The 22,835-nt window shown below is 39.5% G+C and carries 21 protein-coding genes; 17 read left to right on the top strand and 4 right to left on the bottom strand.

The window, feature by feature from the left end; all coding sequences use genetic code 11:
• Positions 1 to 23 precede the first annotated feature (23 nt).
• The 8 genes from DES38_RS07125 (at position 24) to DES38_RS07090 (ending at position 10,151) form a co-directional block, all read left to right on the top strand.
• On the top strand, positions 24 to 944 hold the full coding sequence (locus DES38_RS07125) for an AEC family transporter (RefSeq protein ID WP_110251421.1): 921 nt from the start codon (positions 24 to 26) through the stop codon (positions 942 to 944).
• Between the two features lie 56 nt (positions 945 to 1,000).
• Positions 1,001 to 2,194 carry a class I SAM-dependent rRNA methyltransferase gene (locus DES38_RS07120; protein WP_110251420.1) on the top strand — a complete coding sequence of 398 codons (1,194 nt, stop codon included), beginning with the start codon at positions 1,001 to 1,003 and terminating at the stop codon, positions 2,192 to 2,194.
• 268 nt (positions 2,195 to 2,462) lie between these two features.
• Positions 2,463 to 3,317, top strand: a complete 855-nt coding sequence (locus DES38_RS07115) for a PD-(D/E)XK nuclease family transposase (protein WP_110251419.1) — start codon at positions 2,463 to 2,465, stop codon at positions 3,315 to 3,317.
• 196 nt (positions 3,318 to 3,513) lie between these two features.
• A complete protein-coding gene (locus tag DES38_RS07110; RefSeq protein ID WP_110251418.1) occupies positions 3,514 to 4,134 on the top strand; it encodes a TetR/AcrR family transcriptional regulator in 621 nt (206 codons plus the stop codon).
• A gap of 2 nt (positions 4,135 to 4,136) precedes the next feature.
• Positions 4,137 to 6,557 (top strand): ABC transporter ATP-binding protein/permease, encoded by a 2,421-nt coding sequence (locus DES38_RS07105; RefSeq protein ID WP_110251417.1) that lies wholly within the window; start codon positions 4,137 to 4,139, stop codon positions 6,555 to 6,557.
• A 502-nt stretch (positions 6,558 to 7,059) separates the two neighbouring features.
• Positions 7,060 to 8,391, top strand: coding sequence for an ABC transporter substrate-binding protein (locus DES38_RS07100; protein ID WP_110251416.1), 1,332 nt, complete (start codon positions 7,060 to 7,062; stop codon positions 8,389 to 8,391).
• Positions 8,392 to 8,469: 78 nt separating this feature from the next.
• Positions 8,470 to 9,330, top strand: a complete 861-nt coding sequence (locus tag DES38_RS07095; RefSeq protein WP_110251415.1) for a carbohydrate ABC transporter permease — start codon at positions 8,470 to 8,472, stop codon at positions 9,328 to 9,330.
• Positions 9,330 to 10,151, top strand: coding sequence for a carbohydrate ABC transporter permease (locus tag DES38_RS07090; protein ID WP_110251414.1), 822 nt, complete (start codon positions 9,330 to 9,332; stop codon positions 10,149 to 10,151). The genes DES38_RS07095 and DES38_RS07090 overlap by 1 nt, the downstream gene beginning before the upstream one ends.
• A gap of 189 nt (positions 10,152 to 10,340) precedes the next feature.
• On the opposite strand, the gene DES38_RS07085 is transcribed toward DES38_RS07090, so the two are convergent.
• On the bottom strand, positions 10,341 to 11,105 hold the full coding sequence (locus tag DES38_RS07085) for a helix-turn-helix domain-containing protein (RefSeq protein WP_110251413.1): 765 nt from the start codon (positions 11,103 to 11,105) through the stop codon (positions 10,341 to 10,343).
• Positions 11,106 to 11,260: 155 nt separating this feature from the next.
• On the opposite strand from DES38_RS07085, the gene DES38_RS07080 reads away from it, so the two are divergent.
• The 5 genes from DES38_RS07080 to DES38_RS07060 are packed head-to-tail and all read left to right on the top strand — an operon-like array spanning position 11,261 to position 15,817.
• A complete protein-coding gene (locus DES38_RS07080; protein ID WP_110251412.1) occupies positions 11,261 to 12,289 on the top strand; it encodes a Gfo/Idh/MocA family protein in 1,029 nt (342 codons plus the stop codon).
• Between the two features lie 43 nt (positions 12,290 to 12,332).
• On the top strand, positions 12,333 to 13,064 hold the full coding sequence (locus DES38_RS07075) for a ThuA domain-containing protein (RefSeq protein WP_110251411.1): 732 nt from the start codon (positions 12,333 to 12,335) through the stop codon (positions 13,062 to 13,064).
• 5 nt (positions 13,065 to 13,069) lie between these two features.
• Positions 13,070 to 13,807, top strand: coding sequence for a sugar phosphate isomerase/epimerase family protein (locus DES38_RS07070; RefSeq protein WP_245881982.1), 738 nt, complete (start codon positions 13,070 to 13,072; stop codon positions 13,805 to 13,807).
• Positions 13,807 to 14,847, top strand: a complete 1,041-nt coding sequence (locus DES38_RS07065; RefSeq protein ID WP_110251409.1) for a Gfo/Idh/MocA family protein — start codon at positions 13,807 to 13,809, stop codon at positions 14,845 to 14,847. Before DES38_RS07070 ends, DES38_RS07065 begins: the two co-directional genes overlap by 1 nt.
• Position 14,848: 1 nt before the next feature.
• Positions 14,849 to 15,817, top strand: coding sequence for a sugar phosphate isomerase/epimerase family protein (locus tag DES38_RS07060; RefSeq protein ID WP_110251408.1), 969 nt, complete (start codon positions 14,849 to 14,851; stop codon positions 15,815 to 15,817).
• A 46-nt stretch (positions 15,818 to 15,863) separates the two neighbouring features.
• Here DES38_RS07060 and DES38_RS07055 read toward each other — a convergent pair whose 3' ends face one another.
• On the bottom strand, positions 15,864 to 16,532 hold the full coding sequence (locus DES38_RS07055) for a DUF3159 domain-containing protein (RefSeq protein WP_170114361.1): 669 nt from the start codon (positions 16,530 to 16,532) through the stop codon (positions 15,864 to 15,866).
• Positions 16,525 to 16,866, bottom strand: a complete 342-nt coding sequence (locus DES38_RS07050) for a DUF1475 family protein (RefSeq protein ID WP_110251406.1) — start codon at positions 16,864 to 16,866, stop codon at positions 16,525 to 16,527. Before DES38_RS07050 ends, DES38_RS07055 begins: the two co-directional genes overlap by 8 nt.
• A gap of 316 nt (positions 16,867 to 17,182) precedes the next feature.
• Here DES38_RS07050 and DES38_RS07045 point away from each other — a divergent pair, with 316 nt between their 5' ends.
• Positions 17,183 to 17,671, top strand: coding sequence for a PH domain-containing protein (locus DES38_RS07045; protein ID WP_110251405.1), 489 nt, complete (start codon positions 17,183 to 17,185; stop codon positions 17,669 to 17,671).
• A complete protein-coding gene (locus DES38_RS07040) occupies positions 17,661 to 19,178 on the top strand; it encodes a PH domain-containing protein (protein ID WP_170114360.1) in 1,518 nt (505 codons plus the stop codon). Before DES38_RS07045 ends, DES38_RS07040 begins: the two co-directional genes overlap by 11 nt.
• A 60-nt stretch (positions 19,179 to 19,238) precedes the next feature.
• Here DES38_RS07040 and ytvA read toward each other — a convergent pair whose 3' ends face one another.
• Positions 19,239 to 20,015, bottom strand: coding sequence for a YtvA family blue-light photoreceptor (gene ytvA, locus DES38_RS07035; RefSeq protein WP_110251403.1), 777 nt, complete (start codon positions 20,013 to 20,015; stop codon positions 19,239 to 19,241).
• A gap of 179 nt (positions 20,016 to 20,194) precedes the next feature.
• Between ytvA and DES38_RS07030 the strand changes: the two genes are divergently transcribed.
• Both DES38_RS07030 and DES38_RS07025 read left to right on the top strand, forming a co-directional pair.
• Entirely contained in the window at positions 20,195 to 21,559 is a 1,365-nt protein-coding gene (locus DES38_RS07030; RefSeq protein ID WP_110251402.1) for a TrkH family potassium uptake protein, read from the top strand.
• Between the two features lie 333 nt (positions 21,560 to 21,892).
• Positions 21,893 to 22,834: an AAA family ATPase gene (locus DES38_RS07025; RefSeq protein ID WP_110251401.1), complete on the top strand. Its 942-nt coding sequence runs from the start codon at positions 21,893 to 21,895 to the stop codon at positions 22,832 to 22,834.
• Position 22,835 lies beyond the last annotated feature (1 nt).

Below are 22,835 nucleotides of genomic sequence, written 5' to 3'. Positions count from 1 at the left end.
ATAAGAGAGAAGAAGGGATAAAGATGGAAGCTTTACTGCTCATACTGACTGATATTATCGGTCCTGTTTTTGTATTAATTGGATTAGGCTTTATTGTACAAACGAAATTTAAATTGGATTTAACCACACTAGCCCGACTCAATATTTATTTGCTCGCACCTGGTTTTATTTTTAATGCGCTCTATACAACCCGGATTGAAGGACAAGTTTTTGGCTTTGTGATTGGCTTTTTCCTCTTGTTTGTGACACTGATGTATTTTGTCAGTAAAGCTTTTGCCAAACTGTTAAAAATGAACAAAGATAAAGAGGCGATTTTCACAAACAGTGGCATGTTTTTCAACTCAGGGAACTACGGCGTTCCTGTCAATGATTTAGTATTCCAAGGTGATCCATTTGCGATGTCAATTCAAGTGATGAATTTAACCTTTCAAAATATCTTTCTGTTCTCGTATGGGATTTTCGCCTTAAATAAAGATGATGGAAAATTAAAAGCATTGCTCGGTTATTTCAGAATGCCAGTTCCTTACGCCTTATTTTTTGGTATTTTATTAAATGTATTACAGGTTGACTTGCCTGATATGATTCTTGTTCCGTCTGAATACATCGCTGGAGCAATGGTGGCCTTTGCTTTAATCACTTTAGGTGCTCAGGTTGCAGTCATTGAGTTTAAGTCAGGATTATTAGATGTTTATATGAGTTTATTTCTCCGTTTGATTTTGGGACCGCTTGTTGCCTATGGTCTAATTATGTTATTGAGTATTGAAGGAACAATGGCACAAGCACTATTTATTGGTGCGGCGATGCCGACCTCAGTCAACAGTGCGATTATTGCGCAAGAGTACAGTCGTTACAAAGATTATGCTTCACAAATTGTCTTGTTCTCGACTATTTTTAGTGCGATTACGGTAAGTTCAGTTATTTACTTATCACGGTTATTATTTTAGTTTGATTGCCAAAAAGCAAGTAAAGTGTTGCGTGTTGAGAAGGGAAGAATGAAAAAATGAATAGTAAAGAAATAACAATTGAGCATAAATATGTACAAGGATTATTTGATGGTCATCCTCATCTTGCTAAAGAGATGAGTGCGGCATTTGATCAGTTAACTACCGAAGGTCAATTGCTCGATTTGATGACACCTGAAGGTGTCTTTATTGCAAGAGGGTACTACGGTCGTCAAAATAAAGGTTATGGCTGGGTACTAACGATGGAACAAGCCGAACCCATTGATCTGGATTTCTTTATAGAAAAAATTAAAGCGGCTGAGCAAAAAAGAACCGCCCTGAGTCATGACCCAACGACCAATGCTTTTCGTCTCTTTAATGGTGAAGGGGATGGGATAGGCGGCCTTACGATTGACCGTTACGCAGATTATTTACTTGTGACCTGGTATAGTGAAGGGATTTATCAATTTAAGTCAGTCATTATTGCAGCCATTGAAGCGGTGCTCACGAGCCGTGGCATTTATGAAAAAAAACGCTTTGATCAAGGTGGAAAGTATATCAGTGATGATGACTTTGTTCGTGGAGAACGGGCGACATTTCCACTGGTTATTCAAGAAAACGGTGTTGCTTTTAATGTCAACTTGAATGATGGGCCGATGACCGGTATTTTTCTTGATCAACGTGAAGTAAGAGAAAAAATCCGTACCGATTATAGTGCAGGTCGTACAGTCTTAAATACCTTTTCTTATACAGGTGCCTTTTCTGTCTATGCTGCCCTTGGTGGGGCAGAGAAAACCACAAGCGTTGACTTAGCAAATCGGAGTTTGCCCCTGACAATTGACCAGTTCAAAGTGAATGCTATTGATGAGTCGATGCATGAAATTCGCGTGATTGATGTGTTTAACTATTTTGATTATGCAGTGAAAAAAGCTTTTCAATTTGATTTAGTTATTTTAGATCCGCCTAGCTTTGCACGTTCAAAAAAGCGTGTGTTTAGTGTGCAAAAAGATTATGTAAAACTGTTAGAACAAGCAATCGATATAACAGCTACTTCAGGGGTGATTGTCGCATCAACGAATTACAGTGGGTTCGATATGCGGAAATTCAAACAGTTTATTGATCAAGCATTCAACAAGAAAGGGTCTCGCTATAAAATTGTTGAAACCTTCAGGCAACCAAAGGATTTTCCTTTTCATCAACAATTCGCCGAAAGCCGTTACCTAAAAGTTGTCTTTGTAGAAAAACTGTCCTAACGATAACACCATGGCTATTCATGGTATTCATGACAATGATGTTTGGTTTTGAAGAAAAAACCGCTTGTGAATTCAAAAAAATTTATTATGAAAAAGCGTGGAACAGGCGATTAGTTTCACGCTTTTTCATGTGATAAGTATAAAAGCCTGTTGAACGGCCTATTATTTCTATAAAAAGGTTTTTATGCACGTAAATGATAACGTTTACATTTACTTAATATTGTGGTAATTTAGAGTAAAATAAACGACTGAAAGAGGAGTGAAGAGGTTGCCCGATCAATTAATCAATGAAAATAATGCGTTGACTCATGTTGTTGATATTCTGTTTTGTAAAGTTTTTTATGGATCAATGGAACGCTTGAGGCATTTTTTAAACAGTGTTCTTGCACAGTCAATCGATCCACTGATTGAAGAAATAACCACGGTTTCCCCCGAGTATTATAAAGTTGACGATAATGATTCGAATGTCATACTTAAGATTACTGCTGAATTAGCGTCAAAACTTAAGATTGATGTTACACTCCATGTGTATCAGAAAAATCGCAACCATTATCGAAATGGTACAACACCTATGTATTTCAATCAGCCCACCGTGATTCATGAAATGCCTTTTCACCCCTTGACGAGCGCTTTTGTGATTAAACTATTTGATTTTAGTCTACTTCAAGAGCAAACAGCTTACCATACAATTTATTATGGTCACACCCCTTCATCTTCTGTCATCGCTAACAACACCTTTGAAACACATTATTTAGAACTACCTAAAATTCATCCTTCCGATTGCCAGACGCCTTTAGCATTGTGGATGCAATTAATCAATCACCTTGTCTATAGAAATGATCAGCCCATTGCAGAAGCTATTATTCATCATCCTTATCTATCTGAGAGTTACCATCTCTACCAATCGAAGTACCATGAAAAACATCTCTATAAAAAGACGCAGGCGCTGCACTTCACGCATCAGAAGCCACCAGCTTTTAAAGGGGGCTGTCCAACGATAAAAGAGTGTGAACGGATTGCCGTGAATATGATTCGATGTGGTGTCGATTATCATCAGATCATCGCCTATACAAACTTAACCGAAGAAGCTTTAGATGAACTTGCGCTAAAATGTAACAATTAACCGTAGCCTAATGCGGTCCATTGATTGTGTTTTAAAAAGCTTGCCGCTTGTCTGCAAGCTTTTTCGCATGTGAAAAAAGCATCGTCGCGATAAGAATAGGTGGTCATTCGTATCGGTTGACTTATGACAAGGTGTCATTTATACTAGGTTTTACGAAAGTGACAAGATGTCACTTTGATTGAAAGGGGCGATACAATTGCCTAAACAAACGTTTTTTAATCTAGATGAAACGAAGCAACAGACGTTACTGGACGCACTTAGACAAGAATTTTCACGTGTATCTGTTCATGAGGCCTCGATTGCGAATATTGTAAAAGGCGCTGCTATACCTCGGGGAAGCTTTTATCAATATTTTGAAGATAAAGAAGATGCGTTTTTATACTTACTTGAATATCACGGTAAAACGAACAAAGAAACGTTGATGTGCTTATTAAAAGAACATCAAGGTGATTTGTTTCTAACGATGGAAGAATTATACCGCTATTTATATGAGAAGTATTCAAATGAAGCCCATTACAAACTTTTTCGTAATGCTTTTTTAAACATGAATCAGAAGATTGAAGAGACAATCACTAAAAATGTTAGTGCGAACCATTTAGAGCGTGAGCTAAGCTTTATCTCAGAACGTGTGGCAAAAGAACAACTCAGTGTTGAATCAACAGAAGAATTGACCCATGCACTGAAAATGATTAAAGCTGTAACCTTTCATAATTTAATTGATGCTTTTCAGCAACAACTCTCAGTTGATGAAGCGTGTCGTCGTTTTAAAATTGAATTGAACTTATTGCAGCGAGGGCTCCAAAAACGAAATGCATAGAAATGAATAATAGCGGATTAGTTATTGTTCAAGAACTGAAGGGATTTGATGTAACTGTGGGAAAATTAAAACTTGTCGATATCGACAAATCCTATCGTACCGGCGGTAGTTATTTAAATGTATTAAAGAAGATTTCCTTAGAATTTCGTAAGAATGAATTTGTCTCGATATTAGGACCGTCAGGATCAGGGAAAACGACGTTACTGAACTTAATTGGAGGCTTGGATCATTATGACTCAGGCGACTTGATTATTAACAGTCACTCAACAAAGCACTTCAAAGACCGCGACTGGGATGCGTACCGAAACCGTTCAGTTGGTTTTGTATTCCAGAACTATAACTTAATTAGTCACCAATCGGTTTTACAAAACGTTGAGATCGCGATGACGTTATCAGGTGTTTCATCAGATGAACGTAAGGAGCGTGCCACAAAGGCACTTACTGACGTCGGTTTAGCCGATCAAATTGGCAAGCGTCCGAATCAATTATCAGGTGGACAGATGCAGCGCGTAGCTATTGCGCGTGCGTTAGTTAATAACCCAGATATCATTCTCGCGGATGAACCCACGGGTGCCCTTGATTCAAAAACAAGTGAACAAGTGATGGATATCTTACGTGACGTAGCTAAAACACGTTTAGTGATTATGGTGACGCACAATGAAGACATTGCATTGGAGTATTCATCGCGGATCATACGTTTCTTGGATGGAGCAATTCAATCAGACTCACATCCGATTGAAGAAAAAACAGAAGCAGACGCACCGATCAAGCAGAAGAAGCGCGATAAAACATCCATGTCGATCGTAACGGCGTTATCGCTGTCATTTAAGAACCTGCTGACCAAAAAGGGACGAACGATTTTAACTGCCTTTGCGGGGAGTATTGGTATCATTGGTGTGGCGTTAGTTTTAGCTTTATCGAATGGCCTTAGTGATCAATTAGATGTCGTCCAAAGTGATACTTTAGCAAATTTCCCAATCACTATTGATACAGGTGAGCAGTTTGTTGATTTCACCGAAGCGGGTCCACCGGGAACTACTGATGATGCGAGTGACTACGAAGAGTATCCAGAGGATAACATTATCTATCCTTACGACGCTAGCGATAGCTTCCAGATGCACCAAAATGTTTTAACGGATGATTTTTTAACATATATAGAAGAAATGGATGAGGAGTTAAATGAATCGATCAGCAATATTGATTACCGCCAAGGCGTAGGGATTAATTTAATTGCTGAAGGCGAAAATGGTTTTAAAAAATTCGAAACCAGTCAACAATCACAAAACTTTGGACCACCTGGAGTGCAAACAGGGCAAAGTTTCTGGCAAGAGATGCCAGATGATGAAACCTTTATTTTAGAATTATACGATCTAATTGGTGAAGCCTCACGTTTACCAGAAGATGAAAATGAGATTGCGATCGTCGTTGATCAATACAATCGTGTCAGCAGTGACTTCTTTGATGCTTTAGGACTTGACCCCGAAGGCGATTATAATTTTGAAGACTTTATCGGTGAAGAAATGTTACGTGTGATCCCAAATGACACGTTCTACACCGAAGATGAAAGTGGCTTGTTTATGCAAGCAGCACCAAATCAATACGAAGCAGTATACAATGAAGCAGCATCTAGAGGACTTACGGTGACAGGTGTACTACGAATTAAAGAGGATGCCTCAACGAGCTATTTCAGTCAAGGGTTCGTCTATCCTAGTGACCTAACGGAATCGATCTTAACAGATGCTCAAGCTTCTGATATTGCAATGGCGCAAGAAGAAGCAGATGTTAATGTGTTAACAGGTGCGCCGTTTGAATCAGAGCGCGAAAAAGAACAGGCGTTAATTTATCTTGGAGCCAATACACGTCCGGTAGGCATTGACATCTATCCGGTTGATTTCGAAGGTAAAGATAATGTTAAAGCATACCTTGATGATTACAATGAAGGCTTAGACGAAGAAGATCAAATTGTTTACAATGATTTAGCTGAGTTGATTGGTGACTTGATGACGGACTTAATTAATACAATTACCTATGTGTTGGTTGGTTTTGCAGCCATCTCACTGGTGGTATCTACCATTATGATTGGTATTATCACCTACGTCTCAGTGATTGAACGGACAAAAGAGATTGGTATTTTACGTAGTGTTGGGGCCCGTAAGAAAGATATTTCACGAGTATTCAACGCAGAAACACTCATTGTTGGTTTCGTTTCAGGGACACTTGGGATTGTCTTAAGTTATCTATTGATTATTCCAATCAATCAATTAATTGAACGTTTAACCGACATTCCTAATGTGGCTAGTCTGGCGATTACCCCAGCTGTCATCTTAATTATCGGTAGTATGATTCTCACACTCATCGCTGGTTTAATTCCTTCGCGGATGGCGGCGAAGAAAGATCCAGTGGTTGCGTTACGAACAGAATAACTTAGATATTTAGCATCATGAACAGAGGTAGATGGTTTCTCTTAACGAGAAACCATCTTTTTTAATGGAAAAAGAATGGCGATCTTAAAATGAAAAGTAACAAGGCTTCTTTATCATTGTATTCGTGATAATAATGCAAACGATATCATGGATTCAGGTACCTTTTAGAAGAAAATGATTTAAAAAATAGGTAGACAGATAATAGCTGAAAGCTGTGGTGGTCGTGAATGGAATGACAAATAATAACATGTTTTTCAGGATGGATATCAAAATCGATTGAAGAAAACGTTTACAATGCGAAAAAGCGGTGCTATAATATGAAAAGAATCAAGTGCAAGCGATTGCAAAAGTCATTCTGTTTTATAACTGGTTAAAAATGGATGTATGGTAGATTAATAAATCTCAAGGAAGTTCATTTGTTAAACGTGTGATAAAACAGTTATTTTTTACATAGTTATGCAAACGGTTGCTTGATTCAAAATAGATTTGAAGGAGTGTTAACATGAAGAAAAAGATGATGCTATGGGTTGTTGGTATGCTCACGTTTCTGCTTGTACTTGCTGGGTGTGCGTCAGATGCTGTCAACGAGGGATCAAGTGGGAATGATACCAATGATTCAGGAGGTTCGAGTGAAGAAGACACAGCGTTAACAAATGTTGATATTTTTCAGTTTAAAGTAGAATTTAAAGATCAATTCGAAGAATTAGTGCAATTGTATATGGAAGAGAATGACGATGTTAACCTTAGTGTGCAAACCGTTGGAGGCGGGAATGATTACGCAGCCTCATTAAAAGCACAAATGGCGTCGGGAAACGAACCGGTTATCTTTAATATTGGTGGACCGACGGAGCTAGAGGAGTATCGTGACTATTTAACAGATTTATCTGATACAGAAGCAGCTTCACTTGCTTTAGATGGGACACTCAACGGTGTTGAAGAAGACGGTGCCGTCTATGGTTTACCATTTGCGCAAGAAGGCTATGGTTTGATTTACAACAAAAATATATTTGATGAAGTGGGTATTGACCCAGCAACATTAACAACATTTGAAGCAATGGAAGACGCCTTTAAAACAATTGATGAACAAAAAGAAGCGCTTGGTTTAGAAGCAGTTGTCGCACTACCTGCTTCAGAACTTTGGGTAATGGGTAACCACTTAGCGAACAACTATATTGCTCCAGAATTTAATAATGATATTTTAACCGCTTATGAAGCAGATTCAATTTCATTTGAGTACGGGGATCAAATGAAACGGATGTTAGATTTACAAAATGATTATTCAGTACAACCAGTCCTAAGCTTAGATTACTCAATGCAAGTGGAACAACTATTCTCTACGGGTAAAGTTGCAGTTATTCAACAAGGGAACTGGATTTATCCTACCGTTGAACAAATGGATTCGGACTTTGCAACGAACGGGATTGGTATGATGCCAATGCCATTTGAAGGTGAATATGAAGATCACTTACCTGTTGGTGTTCCGCAATACTGGGTGGTGAACCAAAATGCATCAGAAGAAGAAATTCAAGCAGCTAAAGATTTTCTTGACTGGATGTATACATCGGATCAAGGAAAAGACTTTGTCTTAGATGAATTTAAATTCATCCCTGCATATGATGGTTATGATGCAAGTCGAATTTCTGATCCTTTATCACAAGATGTCTATAAATACTCTGTAGCAGGTAAAACTTTGGGCTGGACCTTTATGGCAACACCCGTTGGTTGGAATGAAGACATTCTTGCGACGGAATTCCAAAAATATTTAGCAGGAGACGTTACATTTGAAGAAGCGTTAGATGTCGCTAAACAAAGTTGGGAAAGTTCAAGACAATAGTTAGTTGACCCGAGCGACTTCTCATATATCTCTGTATATGGAAGTCGCTTTGGTTTTATTAAAGGGGAGGATCAGCTCATGAAAAATAAAAATATATCTTTTTGGCTCTTTATTCTACCAGCGCTATTTGCCTTAACCGTGGTTGTGTTTTACCCATTCTTTTATGGTTTTTATTACACGTTTACCGATTGGAACGGTTTAACGGCTACAACGTTTTTAGGATTAGAAAACTACGTAAATGTCTTTCAAGATGAACGGTTTTTAGACTCGATCGAATTCACGATCAAGTTTGCTGTTGTTTCAATTATCTTGGTTAACCTGCTTGGCTTAGGTTTAGCTGTTCTTGTGACCCAGAAGATGAAAATAAATAATGGCTTACGGACCATTTTCTTTATGCCGAATTTAATTGGTGGCTTGATTTTAGGATTTATCTGGCAGTTTATTTTTAAAAGTGGGTTTGATGCTGTTGGACAAATGTTTGGGATTGAATTTCTCCAAGGTTGGTTAGCAACTTCAGAAACAGGCTTTTGGGGTTTGGTTATTTTAAATGTGTGGCAGTATGCCGGTTACATAATGATTATCTATATTTCATATTTACAGAGTGTCCCGCAAGAGTTACTTGAAGCCGCTGAAATTGACGGCGCTAGTATTTTTCAAAGGTTCTGGCGAATTAAGTTTCCGCTCGTTGCGCCAGCGTTTACTGTAAGTTTGTTTTTAACCTTATCGAATGCATTTAAGTTATATGACCAGAACTTAGCTTTAACAAATGGAGGTCCGTATGGATCGACAGAAATGTTAGCAATGGAAATATATAAGACAGCCTTTTCTAGATATGAAATGGCTTATGCGCAATCGAAGGCTGTTATCTTTTTTATTTTAGTAGCGGCTGTCGCGATTAGCCAAGTGTACGTCAATAAAAAACGGGAGGTTGACATGTAATGCAAAAACAAAAAAAACGAATGAGACTATGGCTAACCTTAGCGGGAATATTGATTGCACTCATATGGCTATCACCGTTTTACTTGATGATTGTCAATGCCTTCAAAACGAAGTTTGATATATTTAATAGTGTCCTTGCTCTCCCAGAGACGTTAACATTTGGGAATTTCAAACAAGCTTTTATTGATCTTGATTTTATCAATGCCTTAACAAATTCTCTGATTGTATCAGTGTCTAGTATCTTGTTGATTATTGTCTTCTCATCGATGGCGGCTTACGCGCTCTCACGCAACAAAAGTCGAATCAGTGGTGCAATCTTTCTTGTGTTTGTGGCAGCGATGCTCATCCCGTTTCAATCAGTTATGATTCCTTTGATTTCAATCTTCGGTAAGATTAATATGTTGAACACCTATGGGTTACTGTTTATGTATTTAGGGTTTGGTTCGAGTTTGTCGATATTTCTCTATCACGGGGCCGTAAAAGGTATTCCGGTCTCTCTTGATGAAGCGGCAATGATAGACGGGGCTTCACTTTGGACGATTTTCTGGAAGATTATTTTCCCGATGTTGAAACCTATTACTGTAACCGTGATGATTTTAAATGTGATTTGGATTTGGAATGATTACTTGTTACCTTCGCTGGTATTAAGCCAAGAATATGCGACGATTCCATTGCGGATGTTCTATTTCTTTGGACAATATACGAAACAATGGCACCTAGCATTAGCTGGGTTGACCATAGCGATCATTCCAGTCGTTATTATTTACTTCTTTGCTCAAAAGCATATCATTAAAGGTGTGTCAGATGGAGCGGTTAAATAATAGTTAAACAAATACCCCCCTCGCCTTGGATGCTTTTTAGCATGTGAAAGGTGAGGGGTTTTTCTTTGCCGTGAGCGTGAAGGACAAGTTAGAACCGTGTTTATTGCTTAGCAAGCACCGGCATCCTGTAGTGTGTTTTACCAGACAGAACAAAAGAAAAGACGCCAAAACATCAAGATGTAAGGGTGCTTATAGTTCTTTTCGGTATTGACCAGGTGGAACTCGATGAACCTGTTTAAAGACACGATGGAAGTACGGGTAGTTACCAAAACCGGTGGTTAGTGCGATTTGTTCTAAGGTCATATTTGTATACTTCATCTGGTTGATGGCAGCATCAAGTCGAATTTTTTGGGCGTATTGAATCATGGTTTGATTAGTATGAGCTTTAAATAAATGAGCAGCTCGAGATACACTAAGGGCGACTTCATTTGCGACAGCTTCGAGGGTGACACGCTCGAGTGCATTGTCCTCAATATAGCGCATCATCCGCGTCACAATAAATGGTCGCATGGTTGAGATTTGTGCATGTCTTTCTTGTTCGATAAAGAGCATGATACTACGAAAGAGCTGATCATTTAACTCATGATTTTGTTCATGCGTAGGGCGTCTACTTTCGGTGGACAAGTAGCGCCACAAGGTGGTGATCTGTTCAGTGTTCGATAGACTCAATTTATAAGGGCATTTCTGATTTTTCCACCAGTTTCGAAACCATTCACCATTAATTAAAATATGAAAATCACCACTTTTTTGTTTGTCTTCGATGTGTAACCGGTAAAAACATTCAGGGGGGACAAACATAATATCGCCTTGTTCGACGACAAAGGTTTGGTCGTTAATTGTGGTGGTTGCCTTTCCTTCAGTTTGCAGTCGAATTAGAAAGTTTGAAAAGCCTGTTTTTCTTGTGTCATCATAACCATCTGTATGAAAGGAATAACTGCAGTGTTCCAAGTCCATATACGTCACCTCTTTTTATTTAATAGCAAGATAAGATATGAATTGATCATATCATCTATATGAAAAAAGTAAAGATGCCATTACGATAGAGGTAAGATATAAATCGAACAAATAACATTGTGCATTGTAAGCGATTAATTGAAGGAGTGGAAAACATGAAACCATTAAAAGTAGCAATTATCGGATGTGGCAATATTTTTCCGATGCATGCCGCAAGTGTGATGGAACGAGTAGATGCAGAACTAGTAGCTGTATGTGATGTAAAAAAAGAACGTGCTGACGAGAAAGCGGAGCAATTACAAGTAAAGGCCTATTATAAGGTTGAGCAATTATTTGATGAAGAAGTACTTGATGTGGTGCATATATGTTTACCACACCATCTTCACGCCCCGGTGACTTGGGAAGCAACACGTCGGAAGATTCATGTGTTAACCGAAAAACCAATGGCGATTAATTATCCAGATGCAGAACGAATGATTAAAGAAGCAAAAGCCAATGATGTCACACTCGGTGTGATCTTTCAAAACCGCTATAATCCAGGTTCGCAATTGATTAAAACGATGTTAACGAATGGTGAGTTAGGTGCTGTTAAGTCGGGTAAGCTTTCCGTCACGTGGGACCGCTCGGATGCCTACTATGAACAAAGTGATTGGAAAGGGACCTGGGATAAAGAGGGTGGTGGCGTCATCATCGACCAGGCGATTCATACAATGGATTTGATGCGCTGGTTTGTCGATAGTGAATTAAGCTATGTGGATGCAAGCATTAGTAATCGCGCGCATGAGATTATTGAAGTTGAGGATGCAGCTGAAGGTGTAATTGCGTATCAAAATGGTGTGGTGACTGCGTTTCATGCAATCAATTACTATACGTACGATGCCCCTGTCGAAATTGAATTACATTGTGAACACGGGGTCGCAAAAATGGTCGCAGATAAGGCAACGGTTACCCTGACAGATGGGCGTTCTTTTATTGCTGATCATAATCCCTTAGAAACATTCACATATGATTCAGGTGTGAAAGGGTATTGGGGTGTGAGTCATGTGAAACAAATCAATAACTTCTATGATGTAATACGCGGTGAGGCAACACTTGATGTCCCGGCAGAAGAAGCGTTGAAAACACAACAAATGATAAATGCAATATATCAATCAGGTCATGAGAAACAACGCATAACGTTTTAATCAGATCGAAAAAATAGAAAGTAACCGATAAACGAAAAAGGTGATGATAAACATGAAGGTACTTGTATGGAATGAAAACAGACATGAGCAGAAAAACCCAAAAGTACGTGAGGTCTATCCAGAAGGAATCCACGGAGCACTACGCCAGTTTTTAGAAGAAGCAGGCCATGACGTTTCAACCGCGACCTTAGACGAAGAAAATCACGGGCTCAGTGATGCACGTTTAGACGAGACGGATGTCTTACTATGGTGGGGTCACTTAAGTCATGATGAAGTGAGTGATGCATGGGTGGAAAAGGTTAAACAACGTGTCCTTGAGGGGATGGGCTTACTCGTGCTTCACTCGGGACACTTCTCGAAAATATTTAAAACATTAATGGGCACAAGTTGTGATTTAAAATGGCGGGAAGCAGACGAAACAGAGCGTTTGTGGGTCGTCGATCCAACGCATCCAATTGTTGAAGGAATCGGTAGTTTTATTGAACTTGAGAAAGAAGAAATGTACGGCGAGCACTTTGATATCCCGACGCCAGATGAACTGTTACTGCTTAGTTGGTTTGAAGGCGGCGAAGTCTTTAGAAGTGGGGTAACCTACAAACGTGGTCGCGGGAAGATCTTTTATTTCAGACCTGGTCATGAAACATATCCTACGTATCATCAACCACAAATTCAACAAGTGATTAAGAATGCCGTGAATTGGCTTGCTGTCAAAGACACAGTGAAACCAACATACGGTAATCATCAACCAATCGCGTCTATTAAACCGAAAGGATGATGTTTATGACAAACGTTGCGATTCAACTTTATACACTAAGAGCAGCTGTTGAACAAGACATTAAGGCGACATTAAAGCAAGTAAAAGCGATTGGTTACACAGGGGTAGAATTAGCAGGCTACGGTGGTTTAAGTGCTGAAGAAGTGAAAGAAGAACTCGATAGACTTGATTTACGCGTTGCTGGTAGTCACGTGCCACTTTCCCAATTAATTCATGAATTGGATCGCGTGATTAACGAACAGAAAATCTTAGAAAATCGCTATGTGGTCTGTCCGTTTATTTTACCAGAAGACCGTCATACCGACTTTTATAAAGACTTGGTTGAATTGTTAGCAGGTATTAAAGAAACATTAAACCAACACGAGCTGGTGTTGGTTTATCATAACCATGATTTTGAGTTAGAAACGATTGAAGATACCTATGTGTTGGATTATTTATTTGATCATGTGCCCGGGTTGCAGATGGAGCTGGACGTCTTTTGGTTAACGAAAGCCAACCATGATCCACTGGCTTGGATCACTCGTCACCAAAACCACCTTACCCATCTTCATTTAAAGGATATGACAACGGATAGTCGTCGTACTTTTGCGCCACTTGGCACGGGTGATGTGCCTTTAGAAGCGATTTTAAAGACGGCAAAACCACTCTGGTGGATTGTTGAACAAGATGAAACCGAAGGTGACCCGTTTGAAGCAATTACGGTAAGTTATAACTACTTAAAAAAAGAAGGAGTCGTTGAATAATGTCTAAATTAAACGTAGCGGTGATTGGCTGTGGAAGCATCAGTCAAAAACGGCATTTACCTGAATTTCATCATAACAGTGAGGTAGAAATTGTTGGCGTTTGTGATATCAATCAATCACGTGCAGAAGCGATGCAAGCCATTTATGGTGGTGAAGCATTTACAGATTACAAAACCATGCTCGATACACTTGATCTTGATTTAGTCAGCGTCTGTCTGCCCAATGCACTGCATGCGCCGGTGTCGATGGATGCGCTAAATAGTGGAGCGCATGTATTATGTGAAAAACCAATGGCAACTTCTAAAGAAGAAGCAGAAGCGATGATTGAAGCGTCAGAAAGGACTGGCAAGACATTGATGATTGCACACAATCAGCGCTTTGTTCGTTCTCATCAAGAAGCGAAACGTTTAATTGAAACAGGGGCGATTGGTAAAGTCTACAGTTTCCGGACGGGATTTGGTCATGGTGGACCTGAGGGATGGAGTGTCGACGGGAAAGATTCGTGGTTTTTCCGTAAGGAAGATGCATTTATCGGTGCCATGGGAGATTTGGGTGTCCATAAAGCCGATTTGATTCGCTATATTTTGGGCGAAGAATTTACCGATGTATCGGCCATTGTTGCAACGAATGCAAAAGAAAATATTACGGTGGATGATAATGCGGTTTGTATTTTGAAAAGTGAGTCGGGAATCATCGGTACCTTGACTGCAAGCTGGGCATATAACGTGAATGAAGACAATGCAACCATTATTTACGGTGAAAAAGGGGTGTTACGCCTAGAAGATGATCCAAGTTACAGTTTAGTCGCGACCTATACCGACGGTGCGAAAGTTAATTATGAACTTGGACAAATCCAATCCAACGATGCAGGTCAGCAATACTCAACAGGAGTGATTGATCACTTTGTTGAAGCGGTGCGTGAAAATAAAGCGCCACTGATTGATGGTTTAGAAGGATACAAGTCACTTAATATTATTTTAGCCGCGCTTGAATCAAATGAAACAGGACGGTTAGTTAAATTAAATAAGGGGGCGAAATAAGATGAAATTAGGTGTATTTACGGTGCTCTTTGCCGATAAAGATCTAGATGCAATGTTAGACACAGTTAAAGATGCAGGACTAGACGCAGTTGAGATTGGGACGGGTGGCTATCCAGGAGATCATCACTTAAAGCTCGACCAACTGTTAGCTAGTGAAGACGCACGTGCTGCCTTTTTAGAGAAAGTAACGTCACGCGGTTTAAGTATTAGTGCACTTAGTTGTCATGGCAATCCTATTTCACCTGATGCGGCTTTTCGGAAAGATTCAGATGAAACCTTGCGTAAAACGATTAGACTAGCAAATCTCTTAGGGGTACCAGTTGTCAACACGTTCTCGGGAACACCTGGAGATTCAGAGGATGGAAAATATCCGAACTGGCCTGTTACCCCGTGGCCGGAAGAGTACAGCCATGTTCTTGAATGGCAGTGGCGAGAGAAGCTTGTTCCATATTGGAAAGAAATTAATGCAGTAGCAACAAAAGAAAACGTAAAAATTGGTTTAGAACTTCATGCCGGTTTCTTAGTTCATACGCCGCACACGATGCTAAAATTGCGTGAACAAACAGGTGAAGCAATTGGTGCGAATTTAGATCCAAGTCATTTATGGTGGCAAGGCATCGATCCCGTTGCAGCAGTGAAGATTCTTGGGAAGGAAGGTGCGATTCATCACTTCCATGCGAAGGATACGTACATTGATCAAGAACATGTCAACATGTACGGCTTAACAGACATGCAACCTTATAGCGAGGTGCAATCACGTGCGTGGAGCTTCCGTTCTGTTGGATATGGTCACGCAACTAACGTCTGGGGTGACATTATCAGTGCACTCAGAACGTATGGTTACGATCACGTGGTCAGCATTGAACACGAGGATCCAATTATGTCGATAGATGAGGGGTTCAATAAAGCAGTTGAAAACTTAAAGTCGGTCATGATTTATGATCAACCTGCAGATATGTGGTGGGCATAAACAAAGAGCAGTTGTCAACGTGACAACTGCTCTTTGACGAGAGCGGTTAAAAACCGTTTTTTTGACCTTGAAAGGGCGGCGATGCATTGTTTAGAAACTCATCTACACTCGGACCTGATAGCTTGTGGAGCGTTTTTACGCCGGTTACATAACTAATGATCAGAATAACAATATTCAACGGCATACCAAAGATGGTGTTGATAAAGAAATAGGCTGAGAAGGCGTTAGTAAGGTAGAAATAACCTTGTAAAAGGAAGCGGATTAAGAAGTAAACACCCCAAATGATCGTCACATAACGGTAAGCGGGTTGGATATCTTCACGGTTATACCACGCGAGTGGCCAACCTCTTGTTAGATGACTCAACAAAGCAGCGAGGGGTCGGTGAAAGATAAGGGAACCGAAACAAGCGACTACAATCACCGCCGTGGACATTAAATCCGGAAGATAATAATCAATCGCCTCGCCAGATAAAAGACTAAGACCAATCGAAATCAAGACGCCAGTAACACCAATCAATGCGTATTTCTCAGGGTGATGCTTCACTTTACGGTAAACAAGTAAGCCGATTAAATAAAGAAGCGTGAGCACACTTGCGAGCTTAAGTGATGACCATTGATTGATAAGATAGAAGATAATGGGGGGAAAGATGGCATCGATGGTCTTTTTCTCAAAGACCACTTTCAATTGTTCACCCCATTCTTTCAATTTATTCATGTTCATGTCCCTCTGGACGACCATGGAAGACAATAGACCAGTCACCATCAGCTTCATATAATACTTTTAATACATAGATGCAACCGGTGAAAAAGCCTAGAATCATCATGATGACGACCCAAATAATTGCTTTTGTTGTTGATGTTTCGCGGTAAACCATCCAAATTGAGAATAAGGCAAATCCAACGTATAAATCAATTAATGACATCAACCCCCAAGGATTGTCTAATAGTTGGGCACCATCCCTTAGAAAATCTCCGTTAATAAATCCATTTGCTAAACCAACGGTCATTGCAATTAAACCGAGCCAAGCAATTATTTTTGCAACCTTCATCGGTATTCTCCTCCTTATCAGTTAAGCACCATTAGCTTAAGTGTTTTATTTATTTTAACATAGTCAAGCTTTTGAGGTTAAGGTTTAAACTTAGTTTACCAACTTAAACAGAGATTAAACACCATTTTTACTATACAAGCGAAAAACACGGTAATCCCGATTAACAGAGGTGCTGGATGACTGGATAAAGTCAACTGTATTTTGGGTAATTATTACTAAAGTTAAAATAAATGTATGCTGATGTTTAATTTCAAAAATATTCTGCTATAATTACAACATATGTGAAAAAAAATACAATGGTGAGGAGAAGTACTAAATGAGAGAAGAACCTAGTCAACAAATTGATCGACGCGCCATTCGCGTCTGGCAGTTAAATGGTGTGGTAACCACGCTTGTTTTTGCGATTATCACGGCAACGTTATATATTGTGAAAGGTCAATACAATTGGCCTGATTTTGTCAGTTATATCACTTATGGATTAGCTGCTTTAACAAGTATATACTTACTCGTCGCTATTTTCGTCGTGCCTTATATTAAATGGCGCCGTTGGCGTTATCAAATTTATCCACATGAAATTTATGTCCAACGGGGCTTAATTATTATTACCCGAACCGTCGTGCCGATTTCGCGTGTACAGCATGTTGATACGGAGCAAGGTCCGTTTTTACGTGCTTTTAAGCTGTCGACAGTCAGTGTCTCAACCGCAGCAACGACACATCAAATTCCAGCCTTGCCAGTTGAAGAGGCTGAACAATTACGTGATGATATCGCACGTCTTGCGGGAGTCGATGACGATGATGAATGAGATGCGTCATGTACATAAACTAACCATCATCTTATATGTTTTCCAAGGAATCAAAGCGTCAGCTTGGAGTTTAATTGTACTGCTTTTCTTAGGGGCAGGGTCTGATTTAAATCAGCTGTTGAATCTTCCTTTTACGTCGTTTCAACTAACCTTAATTATATTAGGGGTATTTTTGCTTGTTTTAATTGTGTTTAGCTGGTTACGGTGGTATAGAATGACCTATCAACTGGTAAATGATTCGATCACGATCAAACACGGCGTTTTCATTCGTCACGATCGGACCATTCATAAACGGCGCATTCATTCGATAAATTTCACGCAAAGTATTTTTCATCAAGTCTTTAACTTAACAGAAGTACAAATTGAAACAGCAGGCAGTGATTTAGAAGTTGATGCTGTTCTCAAAGCAATTCCTTATCAAGAAGCGGTTGCCTTAAAAGAAAAGTTTTTAAACCTGACCAACACGCACCTCGTTGAAGAGGAGCTTCCTATTGACGGAGAAGTTGAAGCGGTAGATGAGGAGCAAGTTGAAGAAGAGCAACCCATCATTAAAGAAAAAAAGATCTCCATTTATCACTTATTGATTGCCGGGGCAACGACCGGTCGAGTTGGTGCTATCTTTGGTATTGTATTTCTATTATTATCAGAGATTGATAACTTTTTATCGGAAGGTGATTATGAACGGGTGGTTGATTGGGTTTCCGCACAATCGATTGTCGCCTACTTCTCACTTGTCTTCTTATATCTTTTAATTGTGATTATCATTGGAATGATTGGTTACGTCAATCGCTATGGTCGTTTTTCCATTACACGCGAAAGTGAGATGTTGTACATTGAACGCGGCTTAATTGAGAAGAAATCATTATCAATTCCTGTATCGCGCATTCAAGCGGTCTTGTTTAAACAAAATTTGTTTCGGATGCCGTTTTCTTTAGGCGCGGTTAGTGTTGAGTTAGCTGGTGGGGAGAAGGATGATAAGGAAGCGATGCAAACTGTTATTTTCCCCCTGCTTAGAAAGAAAGAATGGGCTAACTTTTTGAAGGAACTCCTCCCCGAATACCAAGAAGATCTTAGTGAAATGAACCACATTCCGCGTAAGTCATTTACTTTTAAAGCGCTACGTATGACCATTATTTATTTTGTTGGGCTAGGGGTGGTTCACTATTTCTATTCGGAACTTGTTTTAGTGAAACTCGGTGTTTATCTATTTGCGTTGCTGGGGCTATACCTTCTTCATCGCATCCCTGCGTTTAGACGATCAGGTGAGCAGCTCGTGATGCAGTATTTCCAGGTGGTGATGTTGTCAAAAGAAGTTGCAATTGTGAAGAAGAAAGACATTCAAGCTTTAGAAACACAAGGGAGTCGGCTAGCTCGTCGGCTCAAACTCGGTTACTTAAACCTATCAATAATGAATAATTTTCTTGGGCGACAGTTTACCCTTGGATTCCTTAGCGAAGAACAGTTAGAAGAGATATCGGAATGGTATATTAGTGGTCATCATGATTAAAGGGACCATTAAAAAAGAACAGCGAAGACCCGCTCAAGATGAGCGAGTCTTCTTTAATTTTTATGCTTTTAGTGCTTGCACCGCATCTTTTACAGTTAAATAAGTTTTTAAACCCTTGAGATGGTCACCGAAATCCAATGTCTTTATTGCAAGTTCGGGACGAATTCCGGTTAAAACGAGTTGCGTACCAATGATTTGTGTTAAATCATGAAGTTTTAATAACGAAGCAGCGACATAAGTATCAACTTCAAATAGTCCTGATAGGTCTAATATTAAATAGTCGTCTTTGGACTTAGTCAAGTAATTAGATATGTTAGAAGTCAATTGTTCTAGTCGTGATTGAGTGATCGATCCAATCAGCGGTAAGACCGCTAAGTTGTGACTGATGGGCACAATAGGTGTTGATAGATCTTCCATCTCATTTAATGCAGCTTGAAGCAAGCGCTCTTTTTCCTTGAGTTCAGTGACATCTTTCTGAATCCCGATGAAATAGAGTCTATCTTGGCCGTTTTCTTTTACCCACATAGGATCAATCGTCAGTTCATTCCAAAACCCTTGCCCCTCTTTTGTGTAATTGTAGATTTGCACCGTAACGGAATCTTTATTCTGGATAGCTTGTCTGATTGCTTGTGTTGCATGTTGATCCGTTGTTTCTCCTTGCAAGAAGCGACAATTTTCACCGATAACTTCGGTTGCATCATAACCCGTTAGCTTCGTGAATCCTTGGTTAACATATATAATCGGATGGCCTTCTAGACTTGGATCTGTAATGACGAGGCCTACGTTGGTATGATTTAATGCAGCTTGAAATAAATGTTCATTGTCTTTGTTTAACACGTCAATCACTCCCTATTTAATAGAAAGTATGGCATGAATAGGCTGATAAATCAATTGAAATTGTTTAGCTAAATCATAACATGGTTTGATTAATCAACATTAGAAAATCATACTAACTTAATGGAACTTTGTGTGATAGACTATTTTTAATGAATGGATTAATGATAGGAGTTCCTGATATGCCTTTATTTAAAGTTTCGATTGGAAAATTTAAACAACTTTCGAGCGTACAGTCGATTGTGTTGTTTTATGTGACAGCGATAATGGTTTCTACCATTATATTAAGCATGCCTTTCTTTTTAAGAGAAGGGGTGAGTGTCTCATTGATTGATACCATGTTTACAGCAATTAGTGCAATCAGTGTGACAGGTCTCACGGTTGTTCCAACCGACTTAACCTTTAATGTCCCTGGTTACTTTGCTTTAGCATTTATTTTGCAATTTGGTGGCATTGGGATTATGACGTTAGGGACAACAATTTATATTTTGCTCGGCAAAAAAATCGGTATCAGAGGCCGACAGCTTATTTCGGTTGACCAGAACCGTTCAACCTTACAAGGCTTGGTTCGATTGATGCTGAAAATTCTTTCGACCATTATTGTGATTGAATTCATTGGGACCGTGTTACTAAGTTTACGTTACTTATATTATTTCGATACATGGCAAGAAGCTTGGATTCAAGGTTTCTTTGCTGCCGTAAGTGCTACGACGAATGCTGGATTTGATATTACAGGAAACTCACTCTTGCCATTTAGTGGTGATTATTTTGTTCAGCTTGTTAACATGACGTTACTTGTCTTAGGGGCAATTGGTTTTCCAGTACTTATCGAAGTGCAACAATGGTTTTTCGATAAAAAGGACCACAGAAATCGGTTTCGGTTTTCGACCTTTACGAAGTTAACAACGACCACCTTCTTCATCCTCGTTGTGGTTGGAGCTGTTCTGATTTATTTGATTGAACGTCGGCACTTTTTTAGTGATCAGTCAGGCCTATCAGCCTTTTTCTATAGCCTTTTTCAGTCGATTACGACACGTAATGGTGGCCTTCAAACGATGGAAATGACGAGCTTTCAAGCACCAACATTAATGGTCTTGTCATTTTTAATGTTTATCGGAGCATCGCCGAGTAGTGTGGGGGGTGGTGTTAGGACGACGACTTTTGCGATCATGTTGTTAGCGATATTTCATTATGCGAAAGGTCATAGTGCCATTAAAGTCTTCAAACGAGAAATTGCGAGACAAGATGTTTTGCGATCGTTTATCGTCATCACGACAGCGTTTATGCTCTGTCTAACGGCGATTTTTATCATGAGCATCACAGAACCCTTTACGAATATGGAAATCGCTTTTGAAGTCTTTTCCGCATTTGGTACCACAGGGTTAAGCCTAGGTATTACCGAGAGTTTATCAGTGATTGGAAAACTTGTTATTATGGTAATGATGTTTGTTGGTCGGATTGGTATTTTTTCATTCTTGTTCTTGATTCGTGGGAAAACAACGAAAGATCTCTATAAATACCCAGAAGCAAAAATGATTATCGGCTAACTGTGGTTATAGCTGCTGAATAAAAAGCTAACATTTACTTTATAATCGAATAACCTAAAACATTCCGCTATTGAAAATTAAGTACGGCTATGACTGAGAAAGATAGCTAAAGGGATTGACGCTGTTCACTAGAAGTGAACAGCGTTTTTAATTGAATGATAAGAAGAATGTTCCGGTTAAGCATTTGGTGTAGGTAGACCTTTGGATAAAATAACAGGATAACGTGAGTAAAATTAATTGTTGTTAAATAGTAGAGGTTTATTGAGTGAAATTGGTTTAATTTTAAACGTAATTAAGCTAGTATTAGAGGTAGTAGAGGAGCGTGAAGACAGGATGAGTCAAGCAAAAGTCGATGCATGTTTAAATCATATTGAACAAGTCATTATTGGTAAGCGAGATATTGCACAATTAAGCTTAACAGCCTTATTAGCAGGCGGTCATGTTTTACTTGAAGATGTACCTGGTGTTGGAAAGACGATGCTAGTAAGAGCGCTAGCCAAGACACTAGGCTGTCACTTTAGTCGGATACAGTTTACGCCGGATTTATTGCCAACTGATGTAACGGGAGTGTCAGTCTTTAACCCGAAAACACAGCAATTTGAATACCGAAAAGGACCGATTGTGGGTGATATTGTTTTAGCTGATGAGATTAATCGAACCAGTCCGAAAACCCAATCAGCTTTACTTGAAGCGATGGAAGAGTCGAGCGTAACGGTAGATGGTCAAACCATTAAAATTGATCAGCCTTTCTTTGTGATGGCGACCCAAAATCCTATTGAATACGAAGGGACATACCCATTGCCAGAAGCACAACTTGACCGGTTTTTAATGAAATTAGAAATGGGCTACCCTACGTTAAAAGAAGAAATCCAATTGATGAATTTAAATAAAAACCATAAACCGATTGAAGATTTAGCAGCTTTGTTATCGAAAGACGATGTCGTTACGATGCAGCAGGAAGTTGAAGCGATTCATGTCGATCAGACCATTCAAACCTATATCGTTAAGTTAGCTCATGCAACACGTGGTTTTGCAGGGGTGAAATTAGGCGTGAGTCCACGTGGAGCGATTAGTATGATGCAAGCGGCTAAAGCGCTAAGCTATACGAAAGGACGTACGTATGTCTTACCTGACGACGTGCTTTATTTAATGCCTTACGTCTGGTCGCATCGTTTGATCCTAACGGACCGGGGATTGTACGAAGGTCTTACGCCCGTTACCGTTCTTAAAGCGGTCAGTGAAACGGTCGATGTGCCGCTGAGAAGGGATGCGTAAC

It is taken from the genome of Streptohalobacillus salinus (assembly GCF_003201605.1).
GTDB classification, from domain to species: Bacteria; Bacillota; Bacilli; order Bacillales; family Amphibacillaceae; genus Streptohalobacillus; species Streptohalobacillus salinus.
This window is presented reverse-complemented; position numbering and strand designations above follow the sequence as displayed.

Excerpts from the sequence above, each read along its gene's own strand:
- DES38_RS07030 (WP_110251402.1), top strand. The coding sequence starts at position 20,195 with ATGCCTTTATTTAAAGTTTCGATTGGAAAATTTAAACAACTTTCGAGC.
- DES38_RS07075 (WP_110251411.1), top strand. The coding sequence starts at position 12,333 with ATGATAAACATGAAGGTACTTGTATGGAATGAAAACAGACATGAGCAG.
- DES38_RS07085 (WP_110251413.1), bottom strand. The coding sequence starts at position 11,105 with ATGGACTTGGAACACTGCAGTTATTCCTTTCATACAGATGGTTATGAT.
- DES38_RS07050 (WP_110251406.1), bottom strand. The coding sequence starts at position 16,866 with ATGAAGGTTGCAAAAATAATTGCTTGGCTCGGTTTAATTGCAATGACC.
- DES38_RS07055 (WP_170114361.1), bottom strand. The coding sequence starts at position 16,532 with ATGAATAAATTGAAAGAATGGGGTGAACAATTGAAAGTGGTCTTTGAG.
- DES38_RS07065 (WP_110251409.1), top strand. The coding sequence starts at position 13,807 with ATGTCTAAATTAAACGTAGCGGTGATTGGCTGTGGAAGCATCAGTCAA.
- DES38_RS07100 (WP_110251416.1), top strand. The coding sequence starts at position 7,060 with ATGAAGAAAAAGATGATGCTATGGGTTGTTGGTATGCTCACGTTTCTG.
- DES38_RS07060 (WP_110251408.1), top strand. The coding sequence starts at position 14,849 with ATGAAATTAGGTGTATTTACGGTGCTCTTTGCCGATAAAGATCTAGAT.
- DES38_RS07080 (WP_110251412.1), top strand. The coding sequence starts at position 11,261 with ATGAAACCATTAAAAGTAGCAATTATCGGATGTGGCAATATTTTTCCG.
- DES38_RS07105 (WP_110251417.1), top strand. The coding sequence starts at position 4,137 with ATGAATAATAGCGGATTAGTTATTGTTCAAGAACTGAAGGGATTTGAT.
- DES38_RS07070 (WP_245881982.1), top strand. The coding sequence starts at position 13,070 with ATGACAAACGTTGCGATTCAACTTTATACACTAAGAGCAGCTGTTGAA.
- DES38_RS07090 (WP_110251414.1), top strand. The coding sequence starts at position 9,330 with ATGCAAAAACAAAAAAAACGAATGAGACTATGGCTAACCTTAGCGGGA.
- DES38_RS07120 (WP_110251420.1), top strand. The coding sequence starts at position 1,001 with ATGAATAGTAAAGAAATAACAATTGAGCATAAATATGTACAAGGATTA.
- DES38_RS07040 (WP_170114360.1), top strand. The coding sequence starts at position 17,661 with ATGATGAATGAGATGCGTCATGTACATAAACTAACCATCATCTTATAT.
- DES38_RS07125 (WP_110251421.1), top strand. The coding sequence starts at position 24 with ATGGAAGCTTTACTGCTCATACTGACTGATATTATCGGTCCTGTTTTT.
- DES38_RS07045 (WP_110251405.1), top strand. The coding sequence starts at position 17,183 with ATGAGAGAAGAACCTAGTCAACAAATTGATCGACGCGCCATTCGCGTC.
- DES38_RS07025 (WP_110251401.1), top strand. The coding sequence starts at position 21,893 with ATGAGTCAAGCAAAAGTCGATGCATGTTTAAATCATATTGAACAAGTC.
- DES38_RS07095 (WP_110251415.1), top strand. The coding sequence starts at position 8,470 with ATGAAAAATAAAAATATATCTTTTTGGCTCTTTATTCTACCAGCGCTA.